At 42.6% G+C, this 24,274-nt stretch carries 22 protein-coding genes; 11 read left to right on the plus strand and 11 right to left on the minus strand.

Annotated elements, in window-relative coordinates:
* Positions 1–73: 73 nt before the first annotated feature.
* The 4 genes from L3V33_RS13915 to L3V33_RS13930 all read left to right on the plus strand — a co-directional run bounded on the left by L3V33_RS13915 (position 74) and on the right by L3V33_RS13930 (position 4,537).
* Positions 74–1,816 (plus strand): DEAD/DEAH box helicase, encoded by a 1,743-nt coding sequence (locus L3V33_RS13915; protein WP_004734668.1) that lies wholly within the window; start codon positions 74–76, stop codon positions 1,814–1,816.
* Between the two features lie 104 nt (positions 1,817–1,920).
* Positions 1,921–2,319, plus strand: a complete 399-nt coding sequence (locus tag L3V33_RS13920) for a membrane protein (RefSeq protein ID WP_004734667.1) — start codon at positions 1,921–1,923, stop codon at positions 2,317–2,319.
* 88 nt (positions 2,320–2,407) lie between these two features.
* Positions 2,408–3,067 carry a response regulator transcription factor gene (locus tag L3V33_RS13925; protein ID WP_004734666.1) on the plus strand — a complete coding sequence of 220 codons (660 nt, stop codon included), beginning with the start codon at positions 2,408–2,410 and terminating at the stop codon, positions 3,065–3,067.
* A 123-nt stretch (positions 3,068–3,190) separates the two neighbouring features.
* Positions 3,191–4,537: an ATP-binding protein gene (locus L3V33_RS13930; protein ID WP_237290641.1), complete on the plus strand. Its 1,347-nt coding sequence runs from the start codon at positions 3,191–3,193 to the stop codon at positions 4,535–4,537.
* Positions 4,538–4,622: 85 nt separating this feature from the next.
* On the opposite strand, the gene L3V33_RS13935 is transcribed toward L3V33_RS13930, so the two are convergent.
* The 4 genes from L3V33_RS13935 to L3V33_RS13950 all read right to left on the minus strand — a co-directional run bounded on the left by L3V33_RS13935 (position 4,623) and on the right by L3V33_RS13950 (position 12,160).
* Positions 4,623–5,099: a hypothetical protein gene (locus L3V33_RS13935; protein WP_171313499.1), complete on the minus strand. Its 477-nt coding sequence runs from the start codon at positions 5,097–5,099 to the stop codon at positions 4,623–4,625.
* 114 nt (positions 5,100–5,213) lie between these two features.
* Positions 5,214–8,030, minus strand: coding sequence for an insulinase family protein (locus L3V33_RS13940; RefSeq protein WP_237290642.1), 2,817 nt, complete (start codon positions 8,028–8,030; stop codon positions 5,214–5,216).
* Positions 8,027–9,730 carry an ABC transporter ATP-binding protein/permease gene (locus L3V33_RS13945; RefSeq protein ID WP_237290643.1) on the minus strand — a complete coding sequence of 568 codons (1,704 nt, stop codon included), beginning with the start codon at positions 9,728–9,730 and terminating at the stop codon, positions 8,027–8,029. The genes L3V33_RS13940 and L3V33_RS13945 overlap by 4 nt, the downstream gene beginning before the upstream one ends.
* Before the next feature lie 78 nt (positions 9,731–9,808).
* Complete coding sequence (locus L3V33_RS13950; protein WP_237290644.1) at positions 9,809–12,160, minus strand: TonB-dependent receptor plug domain-containing protein; 2,352 nt, start codon at positions 12,158–12,160, stop codon at positions 9,809–9,811.
* A gap of 516 nt (positions 12,161–12,676) precedes the next feature.
* On the opposite strand from L3V33_RS13950, the gene L3V33_RS13955 reads away from it, so the two are divergent.
* The 6 genes from L3V33_RS13955 (at position 12,677) to L3V33_RS13980 (ending at position 17,502) form a co-directional block, all read left to right on the plus strand.
* The gene (locus L3V33_RS13955) at positions 12,677–13,420 is read left to right on the plus strand and encodes a DUF3450 domain-containing protein (protein WP_146458217.1); all 744 of its coding nucleotides are present in this window, start codon (positions 12,677–12,679) and stop codon (positions 13,418–13,420) included.
* 74 nt (positions 13,421–13,494) lie between these two features.
* Entirely contained in the window at positions 13,495–14,784 is a 1,290-nt protein-coding gene (locus tag L3V33_RS13960) for a MotA/TolQ/ExbB proton channel family protein (RefSeq protein WP_237290695.1), read from the plus strand.
* Positions 14,778–15,290 (plus strand): MotA/TolQ/ExbB proton channel family protein, encoded by a 513-nt coding sequence (locus tag L3V33_RS13965; protein WP_171327487.1) that lies wholly within the window; start codon positions 14,778–14,780, stop codon positions 15,288–15,290. The genes L3V33_RS13960 and L3V33_RS13965 overlap by 7 nt, the downstream gene beginning before the upstream one ends.
* Positions 15,280–15,687 carry a biopolymer transporter ExbD gene (locus tag L3V33_RS13970; protein WP_146458223.1) on the plus strand — a complete coding sequence of 136 codons (408 nt, stop codon included), beginning with the start codon at positions 15,280–15,282 and terminating at the stop codon, positions 15,685–15,687. The genes L3V33_RS13965 and L3V33_RS13970 overlap by 11 nt, the downstream gene beginning before the upstream one ends.
* On the plus strand, positions 15,659–16,318 hold the full coding sequence (locus L3V33_RS13975; RefSeq protein ID WP_146458225.1) for an energy transducer TonB: 660 nt from the start codon (positions 15,659–15,661) through the stop codon (positions 16,316–16,318). Before L3V33_RS13970 ends, L3V33_RS13975 begins: the two co-directional genes overlap by 29 nt.
* A 5-nt stretch (positions 16,319–16,323) precedes the next feature.
* Entirely contained in the window at positions 16,324–17,502 is a 1,179-nt protein-coding gene (locus L3V33_RS13980; RefSeq protein WP_237290645.1) for a hypothetical protein, read from the plus strand.
* A 34-nt stretch (positions 17,503–17,536) separates the two neighbouring features.
* Here L3V33_RS13980 and L3V33_RS13985 read toward each other — a convergent pair whose 3' ends face one another.
* The gene (locus L3V33_RS13985; RefSeq protein WP_237290646.1) at positions 17,537–18,799 is read right to left on the minus strand and encodes an LssY C-terminal domain-containing protein; all 1,263 of its coding nucleotides are present in this window, start codon (positions 18,797–18,799) and stop codon (positions 17,537–17,539) included.
* A 14-nt stretch (positions 18,800–18,813) separates the two neighbouring features.
* Positions 18,814–19,542 carry a glycosyltransferase gene (locus L3V33_RS13990; protein ID WP_065205493.1) on the minus strand — a complete coding sequence of 243 codons (729 nt, stop codon included), beginning with the start codon at positions 19,540–19,542 and terminating at the stop codon, positions 18,814–18,816.
* 369 nt (positions 19,543–19,911) lie between these two features.
* Here L3V33_RS13990 and rplY point away from each other — a divergent pair, with 369 nt between their 5' ends.
* Entirely contained in the window at positions 19,912–20,190 is a 279-nt protein-coding gene (rplY, locus tag L3V33_RS13995) for a 50S ribosomal protein L25 (protein WP_017079048.1), read from the plus strand.
* Positions 20,191–21,270: 1,080 nt separating this feature from the next.
* On the opposite strand, the gene L3V33_RS14000 is transcribed toward rplY, so the two are convergent.
* The 5 genes from L3V33_RS14000 to L3V33_RS14020 form a co-directional block, all read right to left on the minus strand.
* Positions 21,271–21,597 (minus strand): hypothetical protein, encoded by a 327-nt coding sequence (locus L3V33_RS14000; RefSeq protein ID WP_237290647.1) that lies wholly within the window; start codon positions 21,595–21,597, stop codon positions 21,271–21,273.
* Between the two features lie 143 nt (positions 21,598–21,740).
* On the minus strand, positions 21,741–21,971 hold the full coding sequence (locus tag L3V33_RS14005) for a GNAT family N-acetyltransferase (RefSeq protein WP_237290648.1): 231 nt from the start codon (positions 21,969–21,971) through the stop codon (positions 21,741–21,743).
* Positions 21,955–22,143, minus strand: a complete 189-nt coding sequence (locus tag L3V33_RS14010; RefSeq protein ID WP_237290649.1) for a hypothetical protein — start codon at positions 22,141–22,143, stop codon at positions 21,955–21,957. The genes L3V33_RS14005 and L3V33_RS14010 overlap by 17 nt, the downstream gene beginning before the upstream one ends.
* An 82-nt stretch (positions 22,144–22,225) precedes the next feature.
* Positions 22,226–23,406, minus strand: a protein-coding gene (locus L3V33_RS14015; RefSeq protein ID WP_237290650.1) for an IS3 family transposase whose coding sequence is annotated in 2 segments (ribosomal slippage) — positions 22,226–23,121 and positions 23,121–23,406 — 1,182 coding nt in all. Because the reading frame shifts where the segments join, the coding sequence is not laid out codon by codon here.
* A gap of 638 nt (positions 23,407–24,044) precedes the next feature.
* Entirely contained in the window at positions 24,045–24,248 is a 204-nt protein-coding gene (locus tag L3V33_RS14020; RefSeq protein WP_237290651.1) for a hypothetical protein, read from the minus strand.
* Between the last annotated feature and the right edge of the window lie 26 nt (positions 24,249–24,274).

Raw genomic sequence — 24,274 nt, forward strand, 5'->3', positions numbered from 1 at the left:
GGTATTATAGTCACCTTTGCTCAATTAGTTGAGCTATTTCACACTATTTGTTTTCTACCCTACAAGACGCGATATGTATACACTCCGCCCGTACCAAGCTGATTCCGTAAAATCAGTGATTCATTACTTCAGAAAACACCAAACACCGGCTGTTCTTGTGTTGCCTACAGGCGCAGGGAAAAGCCTCGTGATTGCTGAACTAGCAAGGCTTGCGAAAGGTCGAGTGCTGGTGCTTGCTCACGTTAAAGAATTGGTCGAACAAAACCATGAAAAGTATGAAGGTTATGGGCTGAAAGGCTCAATTTTCTCTGCGGGTTTAGGGCGAAAAGAGACAGACCAACAAGTGGTGTTCGCTTCGGTTCAATCTGTGGTTCGCAACCTCGATTCATTCTCTAACCAATTTTCACTGTTGGTTATCGACGAATGCCACCGTGTTCCCGATGAAAAGACCAGTAGCTATCAAAAAGTGATCACTCACTTACGCGAGAATAATTCGGGGATCAAGGTGCTTGGGCTAACCGCGACCCCCTATCGTCTTGGTATGGGTTGGCTTTATCAGTATCACACGCGTGGACAAGTACGATCTGAAGAGCCTAGGTTTTTCAGAGATTGTATTTTCGAGTTGCCGATTCGCTACTTGTTGGACGAAGGCTTTCTAACACCAGCACGCATGATCGATGCGCCAGTATTGAGCTATGACTTCTCACAGCTAAAACCTGCAAGTACAGGCCGCTACAAAGAAGCCGAACTCGATATGGTGATTGAGCAATCTAAACGTGCGACCCCACAAATTGTCGACCAGATCATTGAACTGGCCAAAGACAAGTTAGGGATCATGGTATTTGCTGCCACTGTTAGACACGCACAAGAGATCCTTGGCTTACTGCCTGAAGGTGAATCGTCAATCGTAATCGGCGACACACCAACTCTCGAACGTGACCAAATCATCAGTGACTTCAAAGAACGTAAAATCAAGTTCTTGGTTAACGTATCGGTATTAACCACAGGTTTTGATGCCCCTCATGTCGATTTAATCGCGATTTTACGCCCGACAGAGTCCATCAGTTTGTATCAACAAATCGTTGGCCGTGGCTTACGCTTATCGCCGGGTAAAAAAGAGTGTTTGGTGCTCGACTATGCTGGCAACAGTTACGATCTTTACCAACCTGAAGTGGGCGACCCTAAACCCGACTCAGACAGTGAAATCATCACCATCCCCTGCCCTGCATGCGGCTTCAACAATAACTTCTGGGGCAAGCTAGACAGCAATGGCTTCTTGCTAGAGCACTTTGGCCGTAAATGCCAAGGCTACTTTACCGATGAAGACACGGGAGAACGCGAACACTGTAATTATCGCTTCCGAGCCAAATACTGCGGTGAATGCGGCGCTGACAACGACATTGCCGCGCGCATTTGCCATGAGTGCGATGCCACCTTGGTCGACCCAGATAAAAAGCTTAAGGAAGCGTTAAACCTAAAAGATGCGTTGGTGTTTGAGTGTTTAGAGATGGATCTTAACGTTCTCAAGGACGACAAAGGTAAGTCGCAACTTAAAGTCACTTACCGTGGCGAAAACCAAGCACAAGTGCATGAATTTTGGTCATTAACCACCAAGAAACAGAAGCAGAACTTTAAAGACCAGTTTGTTCGCCCTCATCTTGCTGACAGACACCGCCCTTTTGAGGAAGCTTCACCAACGAAAGTGGTTGCTCACCAACATAGATTCCGCCCACCTCAATTCGTGATTGCACGTAAAGTCGGGCGTTTTTGGAAAATGAGAGACAAGATATTCGAAGACGAGCTTCAGCAACGTTAACATCTCATTTTTTGAGAACCTAAATCTCATTATTCATCAGGTTCACTTTCTGTTCAGAATTACTTTTTTATACTGAACGCTATCAACCTTCTCTAGGATTCGCTATGTTTAGTAAAGTTATGATTTCTATGTTTTCTTTAAGCTTAGGCTTATGTGTCGCCGCTAGTGCGTGGGCTGACTCAGATCATAACGGTCATGATCTTGTACAAGATGTCCATAAAGCGGGAACCCGTATCGAATTTGAAGAAGATCAAGACGAAGTCTACGAAGCCGTACGCGAAGGCTATATTCGCCCGTTCTCAGAAATGTATGCGGCCGTTGAGAACGATCTTCATGGTCGAATCATTAAAGTAGAACTAGAAGAAGACGATGATATTTGGGTGTATGAACTAAAAATCAATTACCAAAACAACATCATCAAAGTCGAATACAACGCTGAGACGTTAGAAATGCTCATGATTAAAGGCCGAAACTTTAAAGACGCAATTAAACACGGTGAATAAGTAAGATCCGCAACTTTAAAAACACCATTAATCACGACGAGCAATTAAGCACAACGAACAGTCATTACAAGAATTAAGAAGAACAATTATGAAAATTTTAGTCGTTGAAGACGAACCTCGCTTGGGCCAACAAATTCTAGAAACACTTGAGGGAGCTGACTGGGTACCTGAGCTTTCTCAAGATGGTATTGACGCACTCTACCGTGCAACATCAGAAGAGTGGGATGCCATCGTTCTCGATTTAGGTCTACCTAAGCTGGATGGCCTAACCGTATTAAAAGGCATTCGAGACGAAAACATTAACACGCCAGTGATTATCTTAAGTGCGCGTGACACGCTTACTCAGCGTGTAGAAGGCTTGAATGCAGGCGCTGATGACTACCTAACTAAACCATTCGAAATGGTCGAGCTGATAGCCCGCATTCGAGCTCAACTGCGCCGAGCGTCAGGCAGTGCTGCTCCTATACTTCAAATTGGTGATCTAAGCCTAGACACACGCAGTTCTAAAGTGTTGTGGCAAGGTCAGGCAGTTAGCCTCACGGCGCTAGAATATAAAGTTGTTGCGTACTTCATGCATAACCAAAACAAAGTTATCTCGCGCACTGAGTTGGTTGAGCATATCTACAAGCAAGACTTCGACCGCGACTCGAACACGGTTGAAGTTTTCATCGGTCGTATTCGTAAGAAAATCGCACCTAAGATTATCAAAACCGTTCGTGGCCTTGGCTACCAACTGAATGCTGAATAATGCTGTATTTAATTAAGCTAAGAGCAGTCGTCAATTTAAGCACAAGAGAATCAATTAAGTGGACAGCCTGTGATTATCGTTGTTGTTCTCATAGCAAGATGAGCAAAGACAGGCTGGTAACGTATGAATCTAAAAAAACGAACACTTAAAAACGTCAGTCTAAAAAGCCGCTTGCTCCTCGCCGCGGCTTTTTGGCTAGGTGCGATGATATTAGCGGCAGGCGTTGGAATACCTAAGTTGGTTAACGATTATTTGGTCGATGACGTCAAGCAACAGCTCAGCCTAACCATGGACGAGTTAACCGCCAACATAGAAACCAACGACAGTGGTAACCTCATCATGGCAGAGCGTCTGTCTGACCCTAGGTTTAACCAACCCTACAGTGGTATTTATTGGCGAGCTGCTACCCAAGACCAGATTATTCGATCTCGATCTCTATGGGACAAAGACCTCACCATCAAGCGTTCTCCTATCCACACATCGGTCAAAGGGCCACAAGATGAGAAGCTGATTTACATTGAGCAAGACATCTACTTACCTGAACTAAATGAGCCCGTTACCATCACCATAGGTATTGATGAAGACCCACTAGAATCCACATTGACCGAGCTTACTAGTCAAGTCTGGTTGATTCTGATGCTGTTGTTTGTGGGCGTGCTGATGTTGATTGGTATTCAAGTCAGTTGGTCGCTATTGCCACTCAGTAAGATGCAACGTGAATTGGTGATGTTAAGAAACGGCGAGCAACAAGGGTTAAGCGACAACTACCCGAAAGAGGTTTCTCCATTAGTTTCTGACCTCAATGCCCTACTCTTCCACTATCAAGAGTTATTGGAGCGAGCTCGTAACCACGCGGGTAACTTATCTCACGCGTTGAAAACACCGCTTTCAGTTCTGAAAAATGAGATAGAGCGACTTCCAGACGATGACAAAACATTGTTACAACAACCCATTCATCAGATTCAGAACCAAATAGATTATCATCTTGGCCGTGCTCGTATGGCTGGCGCAATGAACATCCTTTCGGTGAAGTCATCGCCTTGTGAACGTGTCGAAGCTATCGCGATGGCTTTTGATAAAGTCTACGCCGCTAACGACGTCACCATGATCAATGAGCTGGACTCTGAGCTTGAAGTTGCCGTAGAAAAAACCGACCTTGATGAAATGGTCGGCAACCTACTCGAGAACAGTTACAAATGGGCGAGCAGCATTATCCGAGTCCATTCGAATCAGCTAAATGAGGGACGAATCGAGCTTATAGTAGAAGATGATGGTCCGGGTATCCCTCAAAAGAAACTCAGCCAAGCAGTTAAGCGGGGAGTCCGTTTAGATGAAACGACTCCGGGTACGGGGTTGGGGTTGAACATAGTTAACGAAATGGCACATAGCTACCGAGGAGAGCTCAACTTAGAAAAAAGCTCAATGGGCGGATTAAAAGCCACGCTTATTTTACAGCTGGCCCAAAGCTAGCCTTCATCGAACTTGAGTTGATAACATTGAATTTTGAATAGGCATGCCAAGCGTATTGATATGCCTATTTATCTGAAATGATTGGCTATTTGCAACTTTGAACCAATGTCATATACATGGTTTTAAATCCTTTCAGTGATACATTGATCTTTTCTACCTCTTGCTCATCCCCTTGTAGTTCAACACTTAAAGAGTCAGCACTGTAAAAAGATTCAAGTTGGCCTATCGGTACCGTCGCCCAGTGTGTTGTACCTTTAATCCAGACATCCATATCGAATACTGAACCATTGTTTAGTGAAGCTTTTGCTGAATAGCCAGGTTCTTGCCTTGAAACTCCATTAAAAAACAATAGATTCACGCCTTCTGTGGTACATCGCAACGCGACCGTTTCTGCATTACCATCACTTTTAACACTCGATACTCCAAGAATCACAGCCTCTCCAGAATCAAAACTCTTAGACTCGTAATGTTCCCAATCTTGATAGGTCTTCGCTAACTCCAAACCAGCTGCTACGTTAAAAGTGCAAATGGATAGCAATCCGAATAATACGTATTTTTTCATATTTCTGATCCAATTAAGAAGCCGCGCTTTATCACTTATCATTATCAATTCCCACTAAGTTCAAGTGAGTGACAAGTGTGCGCAGCTTAAATGATTGTTGAATGATTAGTTAATCTAATTGGTCACAGACTCTGGCAGCAACACAGCTTCAAAGCGGTCTGCACGAGCTAAAAACTGACGCATAATTCCATCAACTTTCGACTTGTTTGCTTCACTATTCGCTCGGCGCTGTGCTTGAATCAAGCGTGGGCTATCAGTCAGTACATAGGATTGTTCCATCGCATTTAACATGCCTAAATCTGAGTGCAGATAACGATCAATTTGGTCGTCGCGTTGAACTAATTTATTCTCAAGCACTTGTTCATCGGCTCCTTGCATTGCGACTGAACTCAACACCGAATGTGTCAGTGATATCAATTCATCCACTCGCTCAGGAGCACAAGTAAACAGGATTCTTCCTTCTGCTTGCGGGCTGTAATTGTCTTGCCAAAACCAACTTGCCACACCATAAACTCCCGAGGCCTGCTCTCGAAGCTTCAAGCGTAATTGCTCTTGAACCAACTCGCCGCTCAGTTCCAAGTAATAAGCATTATCTGGTCGCCACTGAGAGTCTTGAACTAAGTAAATTTCGACCTCTGCTCTCGGCTCTTTGGAATCAGCTTTGCTGTAACGTACTTCTGGCGACGACGCTCTAAGCTCGTAGTAATTTCTCGCAGACTCTTTCACCTCGACCGAGGACAAATAGCGCGCGGCAAGTTGCTCAAGTTGATGAGCAGATATATCACCCACAACAAAATAGGTGTAATCTGTTTTACCCGCGATGTATTCTTGATAAATATCGCTAAGCCCTTGTGCTGTATAGAGTGTCGCTTGTTCACCATTATCACTATACACTGTTGGGACGTCTGGGAAGCGTAACTCAGAGACCTTTCTAACAAAGCGGTCTGCACCGTCAAATTGGTTGCCACTTAAACGCTGCTCCATCTCAACTTGATATTCTTTTAGTGACTTTTCCGATACTGGACTTACCGCCAATTTTAAATGAAATAGCTTTAACATCCTTTCAAAACTGTCGGTCTTAGCCCAACCAGAGAAGCCTTGTTGGTAATCTCCTACCAATGTCGACATCACAACAGGGTTGCCACGGAAGATAGTTTGAATATCAGCCTGTGGGACTACACCTACACCCGTATCATCCACCAGACTGACCGCCGTTTTTAGGGCTTGATAATCTTGTTGAGGAACTGAGCGTAAACCGCCTTCAGTTAACGCCTTAAAGTGGACTTGGCCAGGGTTGCTGTCGCTATAGCGATATACAAGTTTACTTCCATTGCTCAAGCGATATTCAGTAATTCGATGTTCCGCCCACTTTTTCTCTTGTTTGAGTGTCCCCAATTTTGGTTCAACAACTGGCAACACAGCTTGGCTATCATCGATAGCCCATCGTGGCTGTTTGCTAAGCATATTCGAATGCCATTCACTCTCAATCCACTCAGTCTCCAGTTTAGGTTGTCGCTTATTGGTTGGCTGCGTTAACAAAACTAAACGCGATTTAGGTTCTATAACTCGTCGGAAAGCCTCATTCACTTGATCAACGTTGATGCGGTCTAAAAAGTATTTATTAAGTTGATAAGCTTGCTCTTTATCTATCAATATTTGTTTGCTGGCTGCTGATACCATAAGATCCCCAGCAAGGTCGATGCTGTAATTTTTTTTGTCTTGGTTTCGGTCAATAACGCCTTTTAGACGACGGATTTCTCCATGTACTTCCTGTTTAGAAAAGCCGTGCTGGGTAAGCTGTGCAACAAACTGAAACAATGCTTGTGTTGCTTGCTCATATTGCCCTTCAACAAGTTGTAGAGAGAAGACCGCCTGTGATGTTTCTCTACCTACATTTGACGAGTAAAAGTTAGCTGCGTTGACCACGTTACCTTCATCTTGCTCCCAACGTTGAAGACGAACATTGAGCAGACGCGTCGCTATTTGATGGGCAAGATCCTTTTGATAGCGAGCGTAGCTAAGATCTGGTTGGAAAGTTGAGAAAAAGCTGACCTCCACAGATGGTGATGAGTACCCCTCCTCTGATACCACTTCACTACGCCAGCCTTCCACTAGTGGGATGCTGTAATCAACTGTCTCTAACGGTGAATCAGGCGCTTTGGCATCACCTAATTTACGAGTAATTAGCTGTTTGATTTGTTCAGTTTGAACATCTCCAACGACCACAACCGACATATTGTCTGGGCGATACCATTTTGTATAAAAGTCCGCAACTCGATACTTTGATACATTTTTAATGGTGTGAGGGTCACCAATTGGGTCACGCATAACATAGCGTGATCCAGCCATTTCAATCGCACTTTTCTTATCACCCAACCTTAACATTGGACCTAATCGAGCACGCCACTCCTCCAAAACAATGCCACGTTCTGCATCTAAATCCCCTTTAAGCATCGTCACATTGCTTGCCCAATCAGAAAGTACATCCATCACCAATTCAAGAGTTTCAGGATCGTTACTCGGTAAGTTAAGGGTGTAAACCGTATTTTCAAAGTCGGTAAACGCATTGATGTCGACACCAAATTTCATTCCCGCTTCTTCCAGCACTTTAATGACTTCATTCCCGGGATAATGTTTTGTGCCATTAAATGCCATATGTTCAACGATATGAGCGACACCTCTTTGATCATCGTCTTCGCTCATTGAACCTGCATTAACGACCAAGCGGACATAAACTCGCGATTCAGGATTGGTGTTTTCAGCAATGTAATAGCTCAAGCCATTTTCAAGCTCGCCGACTTCTACATTACTGTCAAAATTCAACGTCTGTGATAGGTCCAAAGGCGCATCTACATTTTTGGTCGGTGTAATCACCTGACAAGCACCCAAAAGTGCCGCGCTTGCCAGTATCAGTATTTTGTTAATCTTCATAAATATTTAAACGATTGTGTTTGTGTGCATAAAATAAGTTGGTTTTGCTCTTCTTCGTGACTCTCGCGATGTGATACTTCGACGATATAGCAACCCGGGAGTTGCACCTTCAATACTTCTCGAATTGAACGATAACTTTCAGGATCGAGTGCCGACATAGCTTCATCCAAGAAAAGCCATTGAGGTTTTTGAACCAAACTGCGTGCCAGCATGATTTTCTGAAGCTCACCGCCTGACACACTCTGTTGCCAGTTGCTATTGAAATCGAGCTTATCGCCAAACTTGCATACTCCAGCAAGCGTTAATGCATCCACTAGATCTGAATCAGACGTCGATTCGCTGTTTGGATACAACAAGATGTCGCGCAAACTAGCATTCGGCAGATAAGGCTTCTGAGGAATGAACATGCATTCTCTGTCATCTGGCATACTGACTTCACCATTTTGATAAGGCCATAACCCTGCCAAAGAACGAATGAAAGTACTCTTACCCCCACCAGATAAGCCTTTAATGGTAATACTCTGCGAAATATTTCCGCTTTGCTCTGTAAGTAGTGGCTGCTGTTCCGGTGAATACAAATTGAGATCGCGCCACTCAGGTTGGTGCGAATGCGGCATAACATTCGCTGCCGGCAGTGCTTCTAATTGAGTGTGAAACGTGATTAAACGGTCAGTCACTGCGCGCCAATCGGCAAGTGATTCATAAGAGTCGACGAACCAACTGAAGGCTTCTTGAACGCGATAAAAACCGGTCGCAGTTTGCATCATATCGCCAAGTTGTAACGCACCACTCATCAATCTCGGTGAGGCAACCAAGTAAGGGAAAATTCGCGCAACCTCGTTATAACCACTGGTAAAAGCGCCATATTTTAGCTTCATGCCAGTAAGTTGCTGCCAGTTATCCCATACCTTACCAAACAGATTTTGGGTGCGGTGGTTTTCAGCGGATTCGCCACGCTGCAGCGCAATAGATTCGGCATGCTCTCGTACTCGCATTAAATGGAAACGAAAGTCGGCTTCACTTTTTTCTTGTTCAAAGTTCAGTGGTACCAAACGTTTGGCAATTTTGTGTGTCAACCAAGTGCCAATGATGGAATAAACAATCGCAACCCATACCATGTACCCAGGAATAACCCATTCACTGCCTGCAAACTCGAGAGTTAGGCTGCCTGAGAGGTTCCAAAGAATGACCACAAATGAAAATAAACTGGTGACAGTGCGAAGTAAACCTAGCCCCATGGATAGTGTCTTGTCACAGAAGTCTTTCACATCCTGAGAGATACGCTGATCTGGGTTGTCACTATCGGGATAGCTAAGTTGGTGGCGGTATAAACGTTTACCACCCAACCACTCTTGCAAAAACGTATGGGTAAGCCAACGGCGCCAGCGGATACGCAGTGCTCTTCTCAAGTATTCCTCAGCCAAGTCAACCACTGTGTAAACCATCATGATCAACACAAACTGACCGAGCATATTCCAGAAGTTATTCCACTCTTCATTTTGCATTAGGTTAAAAAAATCACGGTTCCAGTTGCTGTATAGAACCGCGACTTCAACAATCAAATAGTTCAGGCCAACAACAAGGCTGAGCAGCAACCAAGCAATACGTTTCTCGTCGCTGCGCCAGTATGGATGTGCTAGCGACCATACTTGAGAAAGGAAGGATTTGCCTTTTAGAGACAAGGGTGATGGGTTAGACATATTTCACCAAAAATGACAAGGCAACCAGTAGCTGAAAACCACTGGTCACTTATTATCAAAAAAATTAAAAAGAAGTGATTAGAATTCGTAACCTAACTCAAGCCAGAACTCACGACCTGGGGAGTACATGCCGTAATCGCCCTGTCGATTCGCTTTTATTTCATCTTTACGAACTTGGTTAAGTACATTTAGTACGTCCACTTGCACGTACGCAGAGTGTGTACCAAATAGGCTTGGTTGGTAGCGTAGTCGGGTATCCCATTGAGTATGAGTGCCATATTCATAGTGACGATACGCATCAATATTGTTGCTATCAGTAGACATATACTCATATTTATCAACAGGTGCTTTTATGTAGACTTTGTTCGCCCAAGTCACATCATAGCTAGGGATCCTCATATCAAGACCAAAACGGGCAACCCACTCTTCTGTGTTGCTATTTACCTCTTTTTCCATTTGAGCTTTGGTCGTTAACTTGCCATCAAAGATAACCGTTTGGTTAGGATCCTCGATGTCAGATCTATCTGTAACCAAATAATCAATGCCCACGGTTGTGGACCATTGGGTAGGACCAAGTACCCATGGAAGGATATTGGTGGCTTGAAGTGTATACGTATCGGTTGCGAAGCTTGAGCCGTTGTAATAAGAATAAATTCTCTTATTACCGTCCCTAGTTTCATTATGTTCTATCGTGTTTCTAAAGTTTCGATACACATAGCCTGCTGACACAAGGAAATTCCCGGCCACCTGATCAACACTAAAGCTGATTTCATCTGAATACTGAGTATCTAGATTTTTAATCGACTCGTAATCTCGCGTTTCATCGCCATTCAACTTTAAGATTTCGCCAGCAAGTTTCATCATTGCAAACGAGCGGCCATAGTAACGGTTAGCTCCCAAATTCACCGTTGTATCCTTTGTTGCAGTCCAAGAGCTGCTGAAGCGATAGGCAATATTGGTATTTTCAAGGTAGTCATCTTGATCTACACGAATACCAGGTCGGAATGTAAAGTCATTCCATTTAATAATATCTTGAGCATAAAATGCGTAATCTTGATAGTCGGTAGAGACAGTACCTTTACTCGCAGTACTCGTGCGATCGTCGATTACCATACCGTAGAAGTAAGTCACAATTCTCTGAGTTGCATCCTCATCACGGTTAAAATCAAAGTCCGTTTTTCGATAGCTAGCACCAATAGAAGGCAAGTGAGAAGTACCAGCTAACTCCATACGATCGAAATCGTAATCCAGTTTCAACTCGACATTCTGTTGAGTCAGTTGACTATCTCCATAGCCACCTTCCTCGTAGTCCATTTCATTATCTAAGTCACTTGTTACAACAGCATAAGTAGAATTTGATTCGCGCTCATCTTGAAACTTATCGTAGATAACCGTCGCTGATATTGCCCCAGAATCAAGACGTTGATTCCACTTGATAGTTGAACCATAAGCCAAATGCGTATCTTTTACGTTTCCGTCCAAGTTAGTTGCATAGTATTTCCCTTCTTCATAATCAGATAGACGAAATCCAACTTCAAGGCTGCGGTCAACACTTGGTATCCAATTAAAATTAGCGAGGAAGTTATCTGACTGACGAGTATGATCCCTAAAATCAGTTTCTCCGGCTTTGTTAATTAAACGCTTCTGATTAATGTCTGACTCACGACGACTAAAACCAACAACCATGCCGATATCGTCTGTTAGAGACTGTTCAGCCATAACGCTGAAGAAGTCTTTCTTGTAATCAGGTTGATAATCTGCGCCATATCCATTTGGAGCCGCATTTTCTAAATCAGATTTAATATTGCTATCAACTTGCATTTCAGCCCAATCTGATTGAGTAGTGCGATAGCTCAACCTTACACGATCTTCACCGCTATACTTGCGCGTTTGAGCATCAATAGCACCACCCGTAAAGCCTCCTAAATGTGCTGGAACATTAGATGTGTAAACCTCTACGCCACCTAATAAATTCGCATCAAAGTAATACGCCTGCCCAGAACTAACGCTAGGAATAGTGCCAGCCGTTCCATCAAACAAACCAGATAAAATACCGCTTGGATCAAGATCATTATTGACGTTTACGCCATCAACAAGATAAGCCGTTTGTGATGGATCTGCGCCATGAATAGACACAGAAGCAGGTTTAATTTCTCCACCTTGGAAACCATCCAAATCACCGCCAGCAAATCGTACATTTGGATTGTCTTTAAGATAATCGGCCAAGTTCCCGTTTGATGACGGTGTATCTTTAATATCATCAGCATCAAGCGTCTGTTTAGTTGAAAGATCATCATCTCTTGTATCAGTGACATTAACGGTAAGATCAGCTTGAGTATTCGATGTTTGTTCTGTTTCCGCATAAACGCTGGACACAGAACAGAGTGACGCAATGGTCGCGGCAAGTATGGTTTTATTAAAAGGGTGCATTTCAAAAGTTCTAAGTGATAATAATTATCATTAATACTAACAATAAGTTATTCAGTAAGTAAATCCCACTACACATACCTATAAGCAAAGAAGAATTCACTGCTACACGTTTTTTGTTAGCAAAACATTAACATTCACCAAGCTTATAAAACCTGCCGAACCTTTCTGAAACCTTTATATGACCAAACGAAGATGATAATTAATACCATTTAGAATAAAACTCTACTAAATCTCTAATGGCATACAATTTTTTAACATAATTATTTTTATAGAAATCTAATTTTGTTAAGGCAATCGATAAAATAGAAAAGATTAAAACTTAGTACCTCTTCTATCAGACATTCCGATTTATCTAATAAAATAAAATTTATTTTCATTTAAAATCAAATATTTAAATTAAAAAACCAAGGGAACAAGGAAAAATAACCCTTCCCTTATAAATAAAAACAATTATCATTCCCCTCGTTTAAACATCGTTATTTTAAATAACAGCAACCAAAGACAATAAGAATACTGATGATTCAAATCCGATTTACGCCATTAGCAATCTGCTTAATATTTCTACAAAACACATCTTTTGCAGCATCAATCACTAATCAAAACCTTCAAAAGCAAATTGATTATATTGAATCATCTTCCACTACTCAGAAGCATATTGAAGCCATCGACGATCAAACTCAGCTTCAGCGCGAAATAACGAGAAACTTAGATCACGAGATACGATTACAAATACGATATGAGCAGCAACTGCGCAAACAGTTGCTGCAGCTAAAGGATGTTGTCGATGAGTTAGACCAAGAAATGGATAATATTCGTCAAACAAAGGTCAACCTATACCCCCTATTGGAGCGAATGACCAACACACTCCAAGCGCTTGTAAAGGCGGACCTTCCTTTCGATAAACAACGAAGACTTGAGCGAATTACACAAATCAACTCTGATTTAGATAACCCGCAATTGAGCGACGCCGAAAAACTTGAGCGTATTCTGATCGCGTATCAAACAGAGATCCAATACGGCACTCAAGTAAAATCATGGTTTGGCCGATTATCCCCTATTCAAGAGGTTCAATACCTAAGAGTAGGACGTTTGGGGTACTACTATCTGTCTCTCGATGCTTCAAAAGCAGGCGTATGGCACTCGAAAGAGCACCGATGGGTAATTTTAACAAACAACGAAACTGAGCAACTTCGCCAAGCAATCACTGCCCTTAATGGTGGTAGTGCATATCCACTCCTAACACTTCCAAAGGCGCTATAGTCATGAAAAATGAACGAATCATGAAACAAAGCAGCTGGAAAACTCATTGTTATGTGATGTTAATAGTCAGCTTAATGACAGTGTTGGGTATTGAACCAGCGGCGGGAGCGACTACATCAGATAAGCCAGCTCAGTATGATACACTCCAAGCTATCTTTGAACGTGTCGAACGCGATAACAAAAATGATGTGCAACGCTATCAACAGCTAAAGTCACGTAAACAAAGCAAGTTGTCTGAAGTTAGTGACCAAGTCAACGCGCAGCGGTATCAGCTTAAAATGCTCAATCAGAGCAATGGACAACTTGAAGAAGAACTTCTTAAACTTCAACAAAAACTACGCGACAAACAAAAACAAGTTGAAGCAGCACGAGCAGGTATTGTTGAAGTCATCGACCTCACCGCAGCTCAACAAAGGAACTTTGTTGCAAACAACACCCCCCTAGCGACTTGGTTTGATGTTAAGGAACCAAAGCCGATACAAGAAAGTCAATTCAATATCACGAACATCAAAACGCTTTGGCTCATCATGGTTCAACAATTCTCAGAGGCCAGTCAACCTAGAGAATATGTTGGCGAACTATTAATGCCTAGCGGTAAAGTAGAACGTGTAAACATTCAGCAAACAGGAGCGTTTAGTCAATATTCTGTGGAGTATGGTTGGCTGACCTTTGATGGCGCCCGTAAGCAATGGCGACAAATTACTCCCCCGCCCCAAATTGACTTAACCCCGAATCAGTGGATCATCGACCCAAACTTTGGTTTAGGCTTTGAGGCTATCGCAAAACAACCTAGGTGGTATGAGTCCTATATGGCTGCTGGGATTATTGGCTTACTCATCGCTTTGCTTGCTTTGGTTGGTTTTACAATCGGTTTCACTCGTTTAGTCACACTGACCAAAGAAAAAAGAGCCGTTACTCACCAAACCGCCAAGCTAAATAATCTTTCTGATCAGAATATTTTAGGTCGTGTCCTCATTCAACTTAAAGAATGCGCTACCGACCAAGAAATGGAAGATGTGGTAGATGCAAACATTAGTCGCGAGATGCCTTGGCTACATAAAGGGGTGGGAACAATCGCCGTATTAGCTGCAATTGCGCCTCTCATGGGTTTACTAGGTACCGTTGGCGGCATGATTGAAACATTTTCAGTGATCACAGCTCAAGGTGTAACAAATGGTGACTTACTCTCTGGTGGAATTGCAGAGGCGCTACTCACAACCAAGCTTGGGCTCCTTGTTGCTATTCCTTTATTGATAATTCATTGCTTAGTTAAAAATCAAGCAATGCAACTTGCCGAGATTTTAGAGCATCAAGTCATCAGTTTAGTTGTCGATATACGCTATGGAAAACGCAAAGCATGTTAGAACAATTATTGAGTGCTCGCCTACCAATAGACCATCCTATTATGTGGTCTATCGGTTTGATATCGCTGATCATGTGGGGGCTAATCATTCAATGCTACTCACGCTTCCATGTACTTAGACGTATGGACTTAGCCTCAAAAATTGAACTAATGTTGGCTCATTACACCAACATTAGTTCGACGCAGCGCCGCTACTTGAAGCAAGGATGGACAAGTCAAATTAGACTCCACCTAAATACAGGGCTAAGTCAAATCCATCTATTTGTCCGTATTCTTCCTATGCTTGGGCTGCTTGGTACCGTCGACGGCATGATGGACTGTTTCAAACAACTTAATAGTGACGACGTATTAAGCGCAGTATCTAATGGTATTAGCCAGGCGATGTTAACAACGTTGGCAGGCTTACTCGCGGCGCTCTCAGGTATGTACCTAGCTTACAATCTAAAAAGACAACAACAAAAACTCATTGACCACTACACACATCAATGGAAATTTTATGAAAATTAAACCCTTCACAGACAGAGAAGAATCACCTCAAGTAGACTTGACTCCGTTGATTGACGTGGTGTTTATTCTTCTTATCTTTTTCATTTTGTCCGCCAATTTTCAAAAAGAGTCTACCATAGAAGTGGATAGACCCAGCGCATCCAGCTCTACACTAAAATCCGAGTCAAAAATTCTGACCGTAAGTGTCGATCGTGACCAAAATATTTGGTTTAACGGACAAAACATCAGCCTAAGTCAATTGCAGTTCCAGGTGAAAGCACAAGTAACGAATAGCCAAACAATCAATGCAATAGTTAATGCCGACCGAAGTTTAGATACCGGTACACTTATCTCTATTATTGACACACTGCGCTTATCAGGAATCACCAATGTTGCTATCGCTACCCAAGACCAGTAAACCTAAGTGGGTTGGTATCTTGCTGGCGGCTATGATCATCAATCTTTTGCTGGTTGCACTTTTACACTTGCTGATCTCAACACATGATGTGAGTCCAGCTCGGATCAAACACCCAACGTATATTCAAACGATTTCCGCTCATAAAAAACAAGAGGACCTAGAGGTGAGCAAGCCAATTGTTGCCGCCTCAGCACCCACATCAGCTCCTAGCCGCCCAGCTTTGGTGGACTTCTCTATACCCGATATGGAGAGCTTAGTGACGCTACCAGAAGTAACGTTTAAGCCGAGTGATGAGCTAGATGTCCACTTGACGTTTGATTTTTCGTACTCCGGACAAGGTGTGCAACAAGGAAGCGACTTTCAAACAAAAGTGGTCGTAGCTAAGCCAACTTACCAAATCTCACCGACATACCCAGCCAAAGCAAAACGCAACGGCATAGAAGGCCACATCATCTTCTCCTTATTAATAAATCAACAAGGCGAACCAACCCAGTATGAGATTGTTGAAGAAACCCCGAAAGGCGTCTTCCTGCGTTCATCACTACGCTCTGTCATGCGTTGGAAGTTTGTGCCTCCAAAGTCTGGAGAGCAATGGCAGCAAGTCACTGTAAATTACAGCCTAGAGGATTAAACATCATGAAAAAAGTCGCTCTGCTCTGCTTGGCTTTATTTAGCTGCATGACACACGCTCAAGTAAGCGTAGAAACTTTTGAACGCTATCAAAAACTCAGCCGTTTTCTGGAGCGCAATGACATCAGCATTGATAGTTTTGCTCGATTTCACGACAATCATCAAGCTGCCAATTCAGAAACTAAAGTGCTCACCAAGAGTCTTTATTTACAAGCTTGTTTGAAGCTTGAAATGGTCAAGTGTGCGCTTGATAGAACTAATGAGCTATTGATGCTCACAGAAAACCTTGCTAACAAAGAACAACTTTTACGCCTCGCGGTACAGCTCAACTATCAAAACCAGCGTCACCTTAGTGCGTTAAATAAATTCAATGAATGGCGAGACTTACATTTATCTGAGAACTTTATAAAAAAAAGCAAACTCACAGCCTCACAAACCTCTGAGGTTTACACCATTGCCGGACACAGTGCTTATCAAATTGAGCAATGGCAACAAACTGCATCGATTATAAAAGAGGCGATAGCATTGGATGGAACAGAGCAACGTTATCAGCTTCTACTTGCTAGTTATCAACGCTTGGAAGATTTTGACAAAGAACACGCATTATTGCTTAAAGTTACCGAATTTTTTCCCAGCAGAGATATCTATTGGTCCCGCTTGGCTCAAGCAAGTGTGCAGCACGGAGAAAAGCAACAGGCGATCACTGCACTTTCTGTCGTAAAAAGGTTAGGAAAACTTACGGAGCAACAGCGTATTCTTTTAGCACAATTGCAGATCGGTTCAGAGACGCCAGCACTCGCATACCAAACACTCAATAACTTCATACCCTCACCTGAATACCGAGATAAGGTTGATCAATTAAGGCTTCATGCTTTACTGCAATCACGACAGCGAAATAAAGCAATGCTGCTTCTGAAATCACTTTCTAACACAAATGTATTGGCGACAAGAGCTCAGTTAGCCTATTCAGAGCAGAAATGGGAACGTGCGATTTCACTGATAGCAGAACTGATCACTCAGCAACCGGAAAATCAACGATGGCAACTATTAAAAGCCATCGCTCACTTTGAACTACACGAATATAACGAAGCCAAACCGTTGCTGACGTCTTTAGTCGGTGGGGAGTTTGATAGTTCAGCAAAACAATGGCTCGGACAAATCGCATACTTAAACGATGCTAGTTAATATATTGTTTTAAACTTGCACGCATTATTAAAACCTAACTCTGCCAACCAATCGCAAGAATATTGCCGTCTGTATAGTAATCATGATCTTCATCGATCACTTCCACCGTTGCTAATGGGTGTTTAACTAACTCGATGTCTGGCAGTGACGTTCGTATCTGATTAGCGAGCCTATCTCGTTCTTCATCAACATTAGGGTCGATGTTATGAAGTATGGTAACAATACCCGAGTAAGGGGTGACTTTAAGGCCATCATCATAGCTAATTGCGCCTAACCACTGAGGCTGGTTGGTTTTAATATCAACACCAGCACGCCACCAGCGAATATGGCTGCGCTTCATCAAGTTACCCGGCAATTGAAACGCCATATCTTGTGGCTTGTCTCGCCAATACAAATCAGACACTGGTGGCGTTTTGTCTCTAAGCAATGCGAGGTAACCTGCCCATTCAATCTCGTTTCGAGAGAACGTTTGATTCTCTATCCAGCCTAATTGCTTCATTAAATCTCTGGGAGTGACTCCAACATAAATTACGTTGATCGCTTGTGCCGAGTAGAATGAAGATTTGCCTGGGAATGCTTTATAGGTCACCGAATTCCAGTCGACTTTTTCAATTTGAACCGTCTCTTGCTGATTCTGAAAATCATCGGCCTTCCAGAAAAAGTGAGCGTAGTTTGCAAACAATATCCACGCCAACAACAGCGCACTGGATTTAAGCACCAAGCGTCGCCACTTCATTCGATAACCAATAATGGTGAAGACCAATACCGTGAACACACCGGCGATCAAGCTATTATGCTCAGAGATAAATATATTAAGACGATTAAGCCACGGAAAGTTTTCAACGCCGTGCGCCAGTAACATGCCCCAAGCAATGAACTGTCCACCACCAAGAGCCAAGCCGAACAACGCCAACACACTAAAATTACGCCACGGTACACGATGCGAGCCAGCTATAAATGGCACAACCCAAGCGATAGGCCCTAATAAGCGAGCAAAAAGAATGATGTATGTGCCTTTGCGAGCAACCAGATAGCGGCAGCGCGCAATTAATCTTTTGGTTTTAGGACGAAACTTAATGAGCCTTCGTTGCGCCTTAGCACCGCATTTATAACCAATTAAATAACTGAGTTGGTCACCAAGAAAACCACCTAGCATCACCAAAACCAATGCCATCCATGCACCTGAATACAGTTGAAAGCCCGCAGCGATAAAGAAGGGTTCTCCCGGTACAAATAGGTTTGGACCAATGAGAGCATCACCCAATGCCCCCAGAAACAGCCCTAGTCCATCAAACATAACAACCTCAATACTTACTGTTCTTTGTAGTGACCAAACTTGTAGTTCATCTCGTTGTTACGCATTTCGCCTTTAAAGAAACGTCTTATATTCGCCTTAAGGTAAGTTGAGCCTGTCTTCACAACGCCATCTTGATCTAATCGGCGTGGGTCAAAGCCAAAGGTCATATTCAGAAATCTAAATCGCCATGTCTTGCTCGCACGTTTTACGTAGTCACAGTCTTCACACAGGACGATATCTTCATCGAAACCGCCGATTTCATCATGCGCGCGTTTAGTCGAGAAAATACAGGCACCAATCGCCGTCGGGAAAAAGAACTGTGTAGTGAACAAGCCTGCGTTAAATAAGCCGTAACCAAACTTGTGTACAAGCGGCAGACCTTTCGAACTCATGTACACACCCGCAACTTCAAGCTTCTTCTCTTCTAGTTCATAAAGTGCTTTCGCAAGGAAGTTTCGAGGCAAGCTCACGTCAGCATCTAAGAAAAGGATTCTGTTGTATTGCGCCAATGAAGCACCCGTGTTTCGGCCAAGGCTCACACCACGGTTTTCCATATGATGAACAGTTAATTTTGGTAACGCGTTTTCATAAGCTTGTGCCACTTCCCTTGTGTTGTCTTCACTGTTGGAGTCGACGACAATCACTTCAAACTCTTGGTGGGTTTGCACACTCAACTCTTCCATTAAGCGGCTAATGCGTTTCTCTTCGTTTAGCGTAATTACGACAATGCTTACCGGTTCCATATTTTTACCTATTCATTCTGCTGTTTAATTAACACTAAGATTAACCAACCAAGCCTTAACCAAGTCTTAGGCAAACATTCATTTTCCGTTCATTAACTTGATGATTTAGCAGCGCTATAAATAGATGACATTGGCAATGTAAAAGACGATAAAATGGAGTAAATAAGAGTTAGTGAACGTTTTATCTTCAAACGAATCATTTATCGAAGGAAATTCACTTTGAGTGGGGCTTCTGACTTGCTCAGATTTGAATGTGATGTTAGTATCCGCGCTCGCTTAAGCATGAACTCGTTTATGCATAAGCTTTACCACATACTCAAGGTCGCATTGAGGTGTGAAGTTAATTTTTACTAATTTGAGAGTAAAACTATGAAATTTGAAGCAGTAGTACGTACTGAACTAGGTAAAGGTGCGAGCCGCCGCCTACGTCACGCTGGTAAATTCCCAGCAGTAATCTACGGTGGCGAAGCAGCAGCTGTAGCTATCGAACTTGTTCACGCTGAAGTGATCAACCAAATGGATAAGCCTGAATTCTACGAAGCAATCACTCTACTGATTGACGGCGCAGAAGTTAAGGTTAAGCCGCAAGACGTTCAACGTCACGCGTTCAAGCCTAAAGTTGAGCACATGGACTTCATCCGTATCTAATTCCCTACCAAGGAATAAGATTGGATAATTCCAAGCCTTCTGCATAGAAAAGATAATCGATCTTACCAGTCGAGAAATCTAGAAATTCGAAACCCCGATGCTACCAACATCGGGGTTTCACCGTTTTTGAGCCCTCAAAAACGTCGTAAATCTCGCGCAATATACTGAAAATAATTAACTTTCCTCTTCCCCACTTTATCCCAGTCTTGCTTGGGTGGATTAAGGGTGGACGAAAGGTGGACTTATACAGTAGTTTTTCTAACAGTAAGACTAGACCGCTTTTTCGCTAGGTTCAACACACTACTCAAACAAAAAGACAAACCCGACTAGCATCTAGAATGTTACTTGTATGGTCTTGTACGCACTTCTAAACGAATAGAGTAATCAAGAATAAGAACTACTCCTTTGGCATAACTCGCTAGCGCTGAGAGCCGCCTACTTACATTCATGTATATTGGATTGGGCGCTACCACTACGTAATACACTCCAGGCTAATCTAACTACAGTGAAAGGCGATCAAGAAAACACCTCTGGCCTTTCGTTCATTCTGAACACCATCTTCCATCCTAATCCTTCAGCTCTCATTTAATGACATAACACTCGGCTTCCCTGACCAAAAATCATGGATTCGGAATCCGAATAATTAATAGAACGTCTATGCAAACCAAAAATATTCAAGTATTTGGGTCCAAGAATTTGTGATGGTGGGGCTCTGGTCGCATCACAAGCATAAACTCCCGCAACCCCCACCCTCGCGCACTCTAGGTGACCCTTTCAGTTCACCTAGAGCGCACGGATTTAAAGGGCTAGCGAGAGATTTTATTGACCAAGTAATGTTGACACTTTTTTGGAAGAAATCTCAATCCAGATTCTAGTGCTAATTCTTAAAAAACAACGGCGTTTTGAAGGAGAAAAAAACGAGTAACTCTCAAGTTTTCAATACAACTCGTATAATAAAACTCGTAAAAGTGAGGTTGCCGAAGCAGAACTGTAGCGGACATCCGAATTCGCGAATAAAAAGGAGTAATATTGAGATGGTTGCAGCTATAAAAAAGAAGCGGCCTGATTAGCCAACTGTCCTTAGACTCTTCTTTCTAGAATACTCGTAATGTCTTTTTTGAGTTCCTCTGAAAGGCGTTCAAATTGTTCTGGTGCAACCAAGCCTTCCGCACACATCTGCATGAGTTGGATAAATGTATTGCTTCGAGAATGGCCATCAAAAATCAACTTCATTTGCTTTTGAGATTCTTTGGAGTGCTGGCACATAAAGTTAAACCTTTCCCCTACAGGTACTGATTCATCAGTAATCGTTTTGATTGCTTCATCTAGCTGTCGAGTACAAAACCGTTGCGCAGCTTCACTCTTTATCTCGCAAAAGATTTTCCAATCAGACTCTTTGATATTCATACCGACCTCCATAAAGTGTTACTTTTTAGGGTAGAACATTACTGCACATATAGGACTAGAGCGACACTACTAACCAAAGTAAACCAAATCGCTGTAGGGAGGAAATCCAATTTTGAACTGAAAATGCCAAACATCGGACTGCTTTAAGCACCTGTAGGGATATTTCCAAGGTCTAGTTTTATATTAATTCCACTAATTTCGAAACCAAATGATCGATAAAACCTTTCTAACCTAACTTTATCGCCGTGCATCCAACCTTTCATTTGAGTACAACCGTTAGCTTTTGAGTGTTCAATAGCGGTAACTAGTAGCCGGCTTCCAATACCCTTGTTCTGGTAATTTCGATTTCGCTTGATGCTAAGAAATACAGGCATAAAATTTGGCCAGATACATATAAGAATCTTTCACGCATAAGTCGCAAAGATCTGCGATCGTTCCTTTGAGAGAGATATTGATATAGCCGACAGAGTGACCGTTTGGGAGGACAGCATCTACACGAAAGGCGTTAAAGTCTGGTAATTCTGTCACTTTGATTTCAGTATCCATATATACTCCGGTTGCATAACGCCAAATTAAGGTGTGAACAACGCTATGATCTTCACCCGATAAAATGGACACCCTATCTTCTTTAACCCGTCATGACTTCATATTCATGCGGGCTTCGATATCCAAGACTTGAGTGCAGTCTATAACGGTTATAAAAATGCTGGATATAACCGACAAGTTTATCTCTAAGCTGCTTCTCACTTTTAAAGCTATTTTTCCTAATTATGTCGCCTTTGAGCGTATGGAAGAACGACTCCACCTCTGCATTATCAGTACAATGACCTGGGCGATTCATGCTTGGGACAATTCCATTTTTTGATAGTAAAGCTTGAACTTCATGGGCTCGATATTCAGAGCCTCTGTCAGTATGAAATAACAGGCGCTCTTGTGGCTTTCGATTTCTAATGGCCATTCTCAGCGAACTCATCGTTAGTTGTGTACTCTTCTTACTACCAAGCGACCAACCGACGACTTTACGCGAGTAAAGATCAAGAACGACCGCTAGATACATCCAACGTTTGCCTTGCCTGATATACGTCAGATCTCCAGACCACTGTTGATTAACTGCCGTTGGTTTTGGTGTGTCTTTCTTAATATTCTTAATCGATTGATAGAACCGATGTAGCTTGGCCATTTTCATGTAAATACGATAACTTCGCGCTCTTAGCCCTTGCTCTCTCATGATCCGAGCCACACGCTTGCGGCTAACCAAAACTCCTTGGCGCCTCAATTCTGCATGAACTCGTGGGCTGCCGTAAGTCTCTCGACTCTGGGTAAACACTTTAATTATCCGCTTCTTCAAAGCCTGCTCTTCTTGATCGTAGCGGCTTGGTTCTCTATCAAGCCATGCGTAGTAACCCGACTTAGAAACAGATAGAAAACGGCACATCAATACAATGGAATAACGCGTTTTGTAATGGGCTATGAATCGGAATTTTGTCGATTTTCTTGGGCAACGAATCGTTGCCACTTTTTTAGCAAGTCATTCTCGAGCTTAAGTTGTTCGTTCTGACGTTCGAGCTCTGCAATCCGACTAGACTCAGTTTTCTGGCTCGGGATCTGAGTCCTTTTCTTACGTTTATCTTCCATAATAACCCCTTCTCTATAGTCCTTTCGCCATTTAGAAAGCATATAAGGGTGGATATCTAATGATAGCGCCACGCTTTTAACTGTAGCTCCTTCTCGAAGCGAAAGTCGGACGGCAGTTACCTTAAATTCCGTAAGATATTGTTGAGTTTTTTTACCTGATTTATAAGCTGGCATAATCACCTCCAATTACAATTGAAGGCGTCCATTAGATCGGGTCAACTACAGAATCCGTCTTGAATGCTTTGTTAGTTTACCTGTTTTATGCAGCAAAAATGGTGTGACAAGGTGCTGAATTGACATCAAAACTACTGGCTTCGAACTCAAAAGTAAAACGGAAAACTGCGATTTCAAATCCAACCAACAAAATAAACTTGGCTAAGAAGCGACATGCGCTAAACAACCACAGTTTTAATCACTATAACTAGCAAAGGATTCTATTGATGAACCTAGCAATAAAGTGCGCTTAAAACCCGTTTATCGAAAGAATCACCACAACAAAGAAGAAGCGCAAAAATACGTTAAGAAGAGAAACTTACTAACGCCGAAGAATTGAATAACGCGGAATTCACTTAACCGCAAAACTGACTACGCGAGACACCAGTATTGATGATAAATATCGGAAAACTCACAGGTGAATAGCAACGAATCCGAACAAAGCTCTCGACCAAAAACGTCTTTCTTACCTTAGGAAACTAACGCCGCATTAAGTGGTGAACAACGCGACCACCCAAGCTTAAACCTTGCCACATTTAGCACTAAAGCCGACCTAAGCTGAAATTGCCAAGCGTTGAGAATCCGCCTTAAATGCTTTGTTAACTGTTTGTTTCCCGCTTTCTTCTAGCAAACACCTTAAAGCCAAAATCAGCCAATACCCAGAGCACAACGAATACACCAATATCAACAACAAGGCTCATTAAATCAAAAGGGTCTGAAATGAAGTTGTAGTTAAAGTTGAAAAAGCCAAAAATCAACTTTGAACCGATATAGGCAAATAAGAATTGAACGATGTATTTCATGTTTAACCTCATGAAGCACTTTAGAT

The organism is Vibrio sp. A2-1, assembly GCF_021728355.1.
GTDB classification, from domain to species: Bacteria; Pseudomonadota; Gammaproteobacteria; order Enterobacterales; family Vibrionaceae; genus Vibrio; species Vibrio splendidus_K.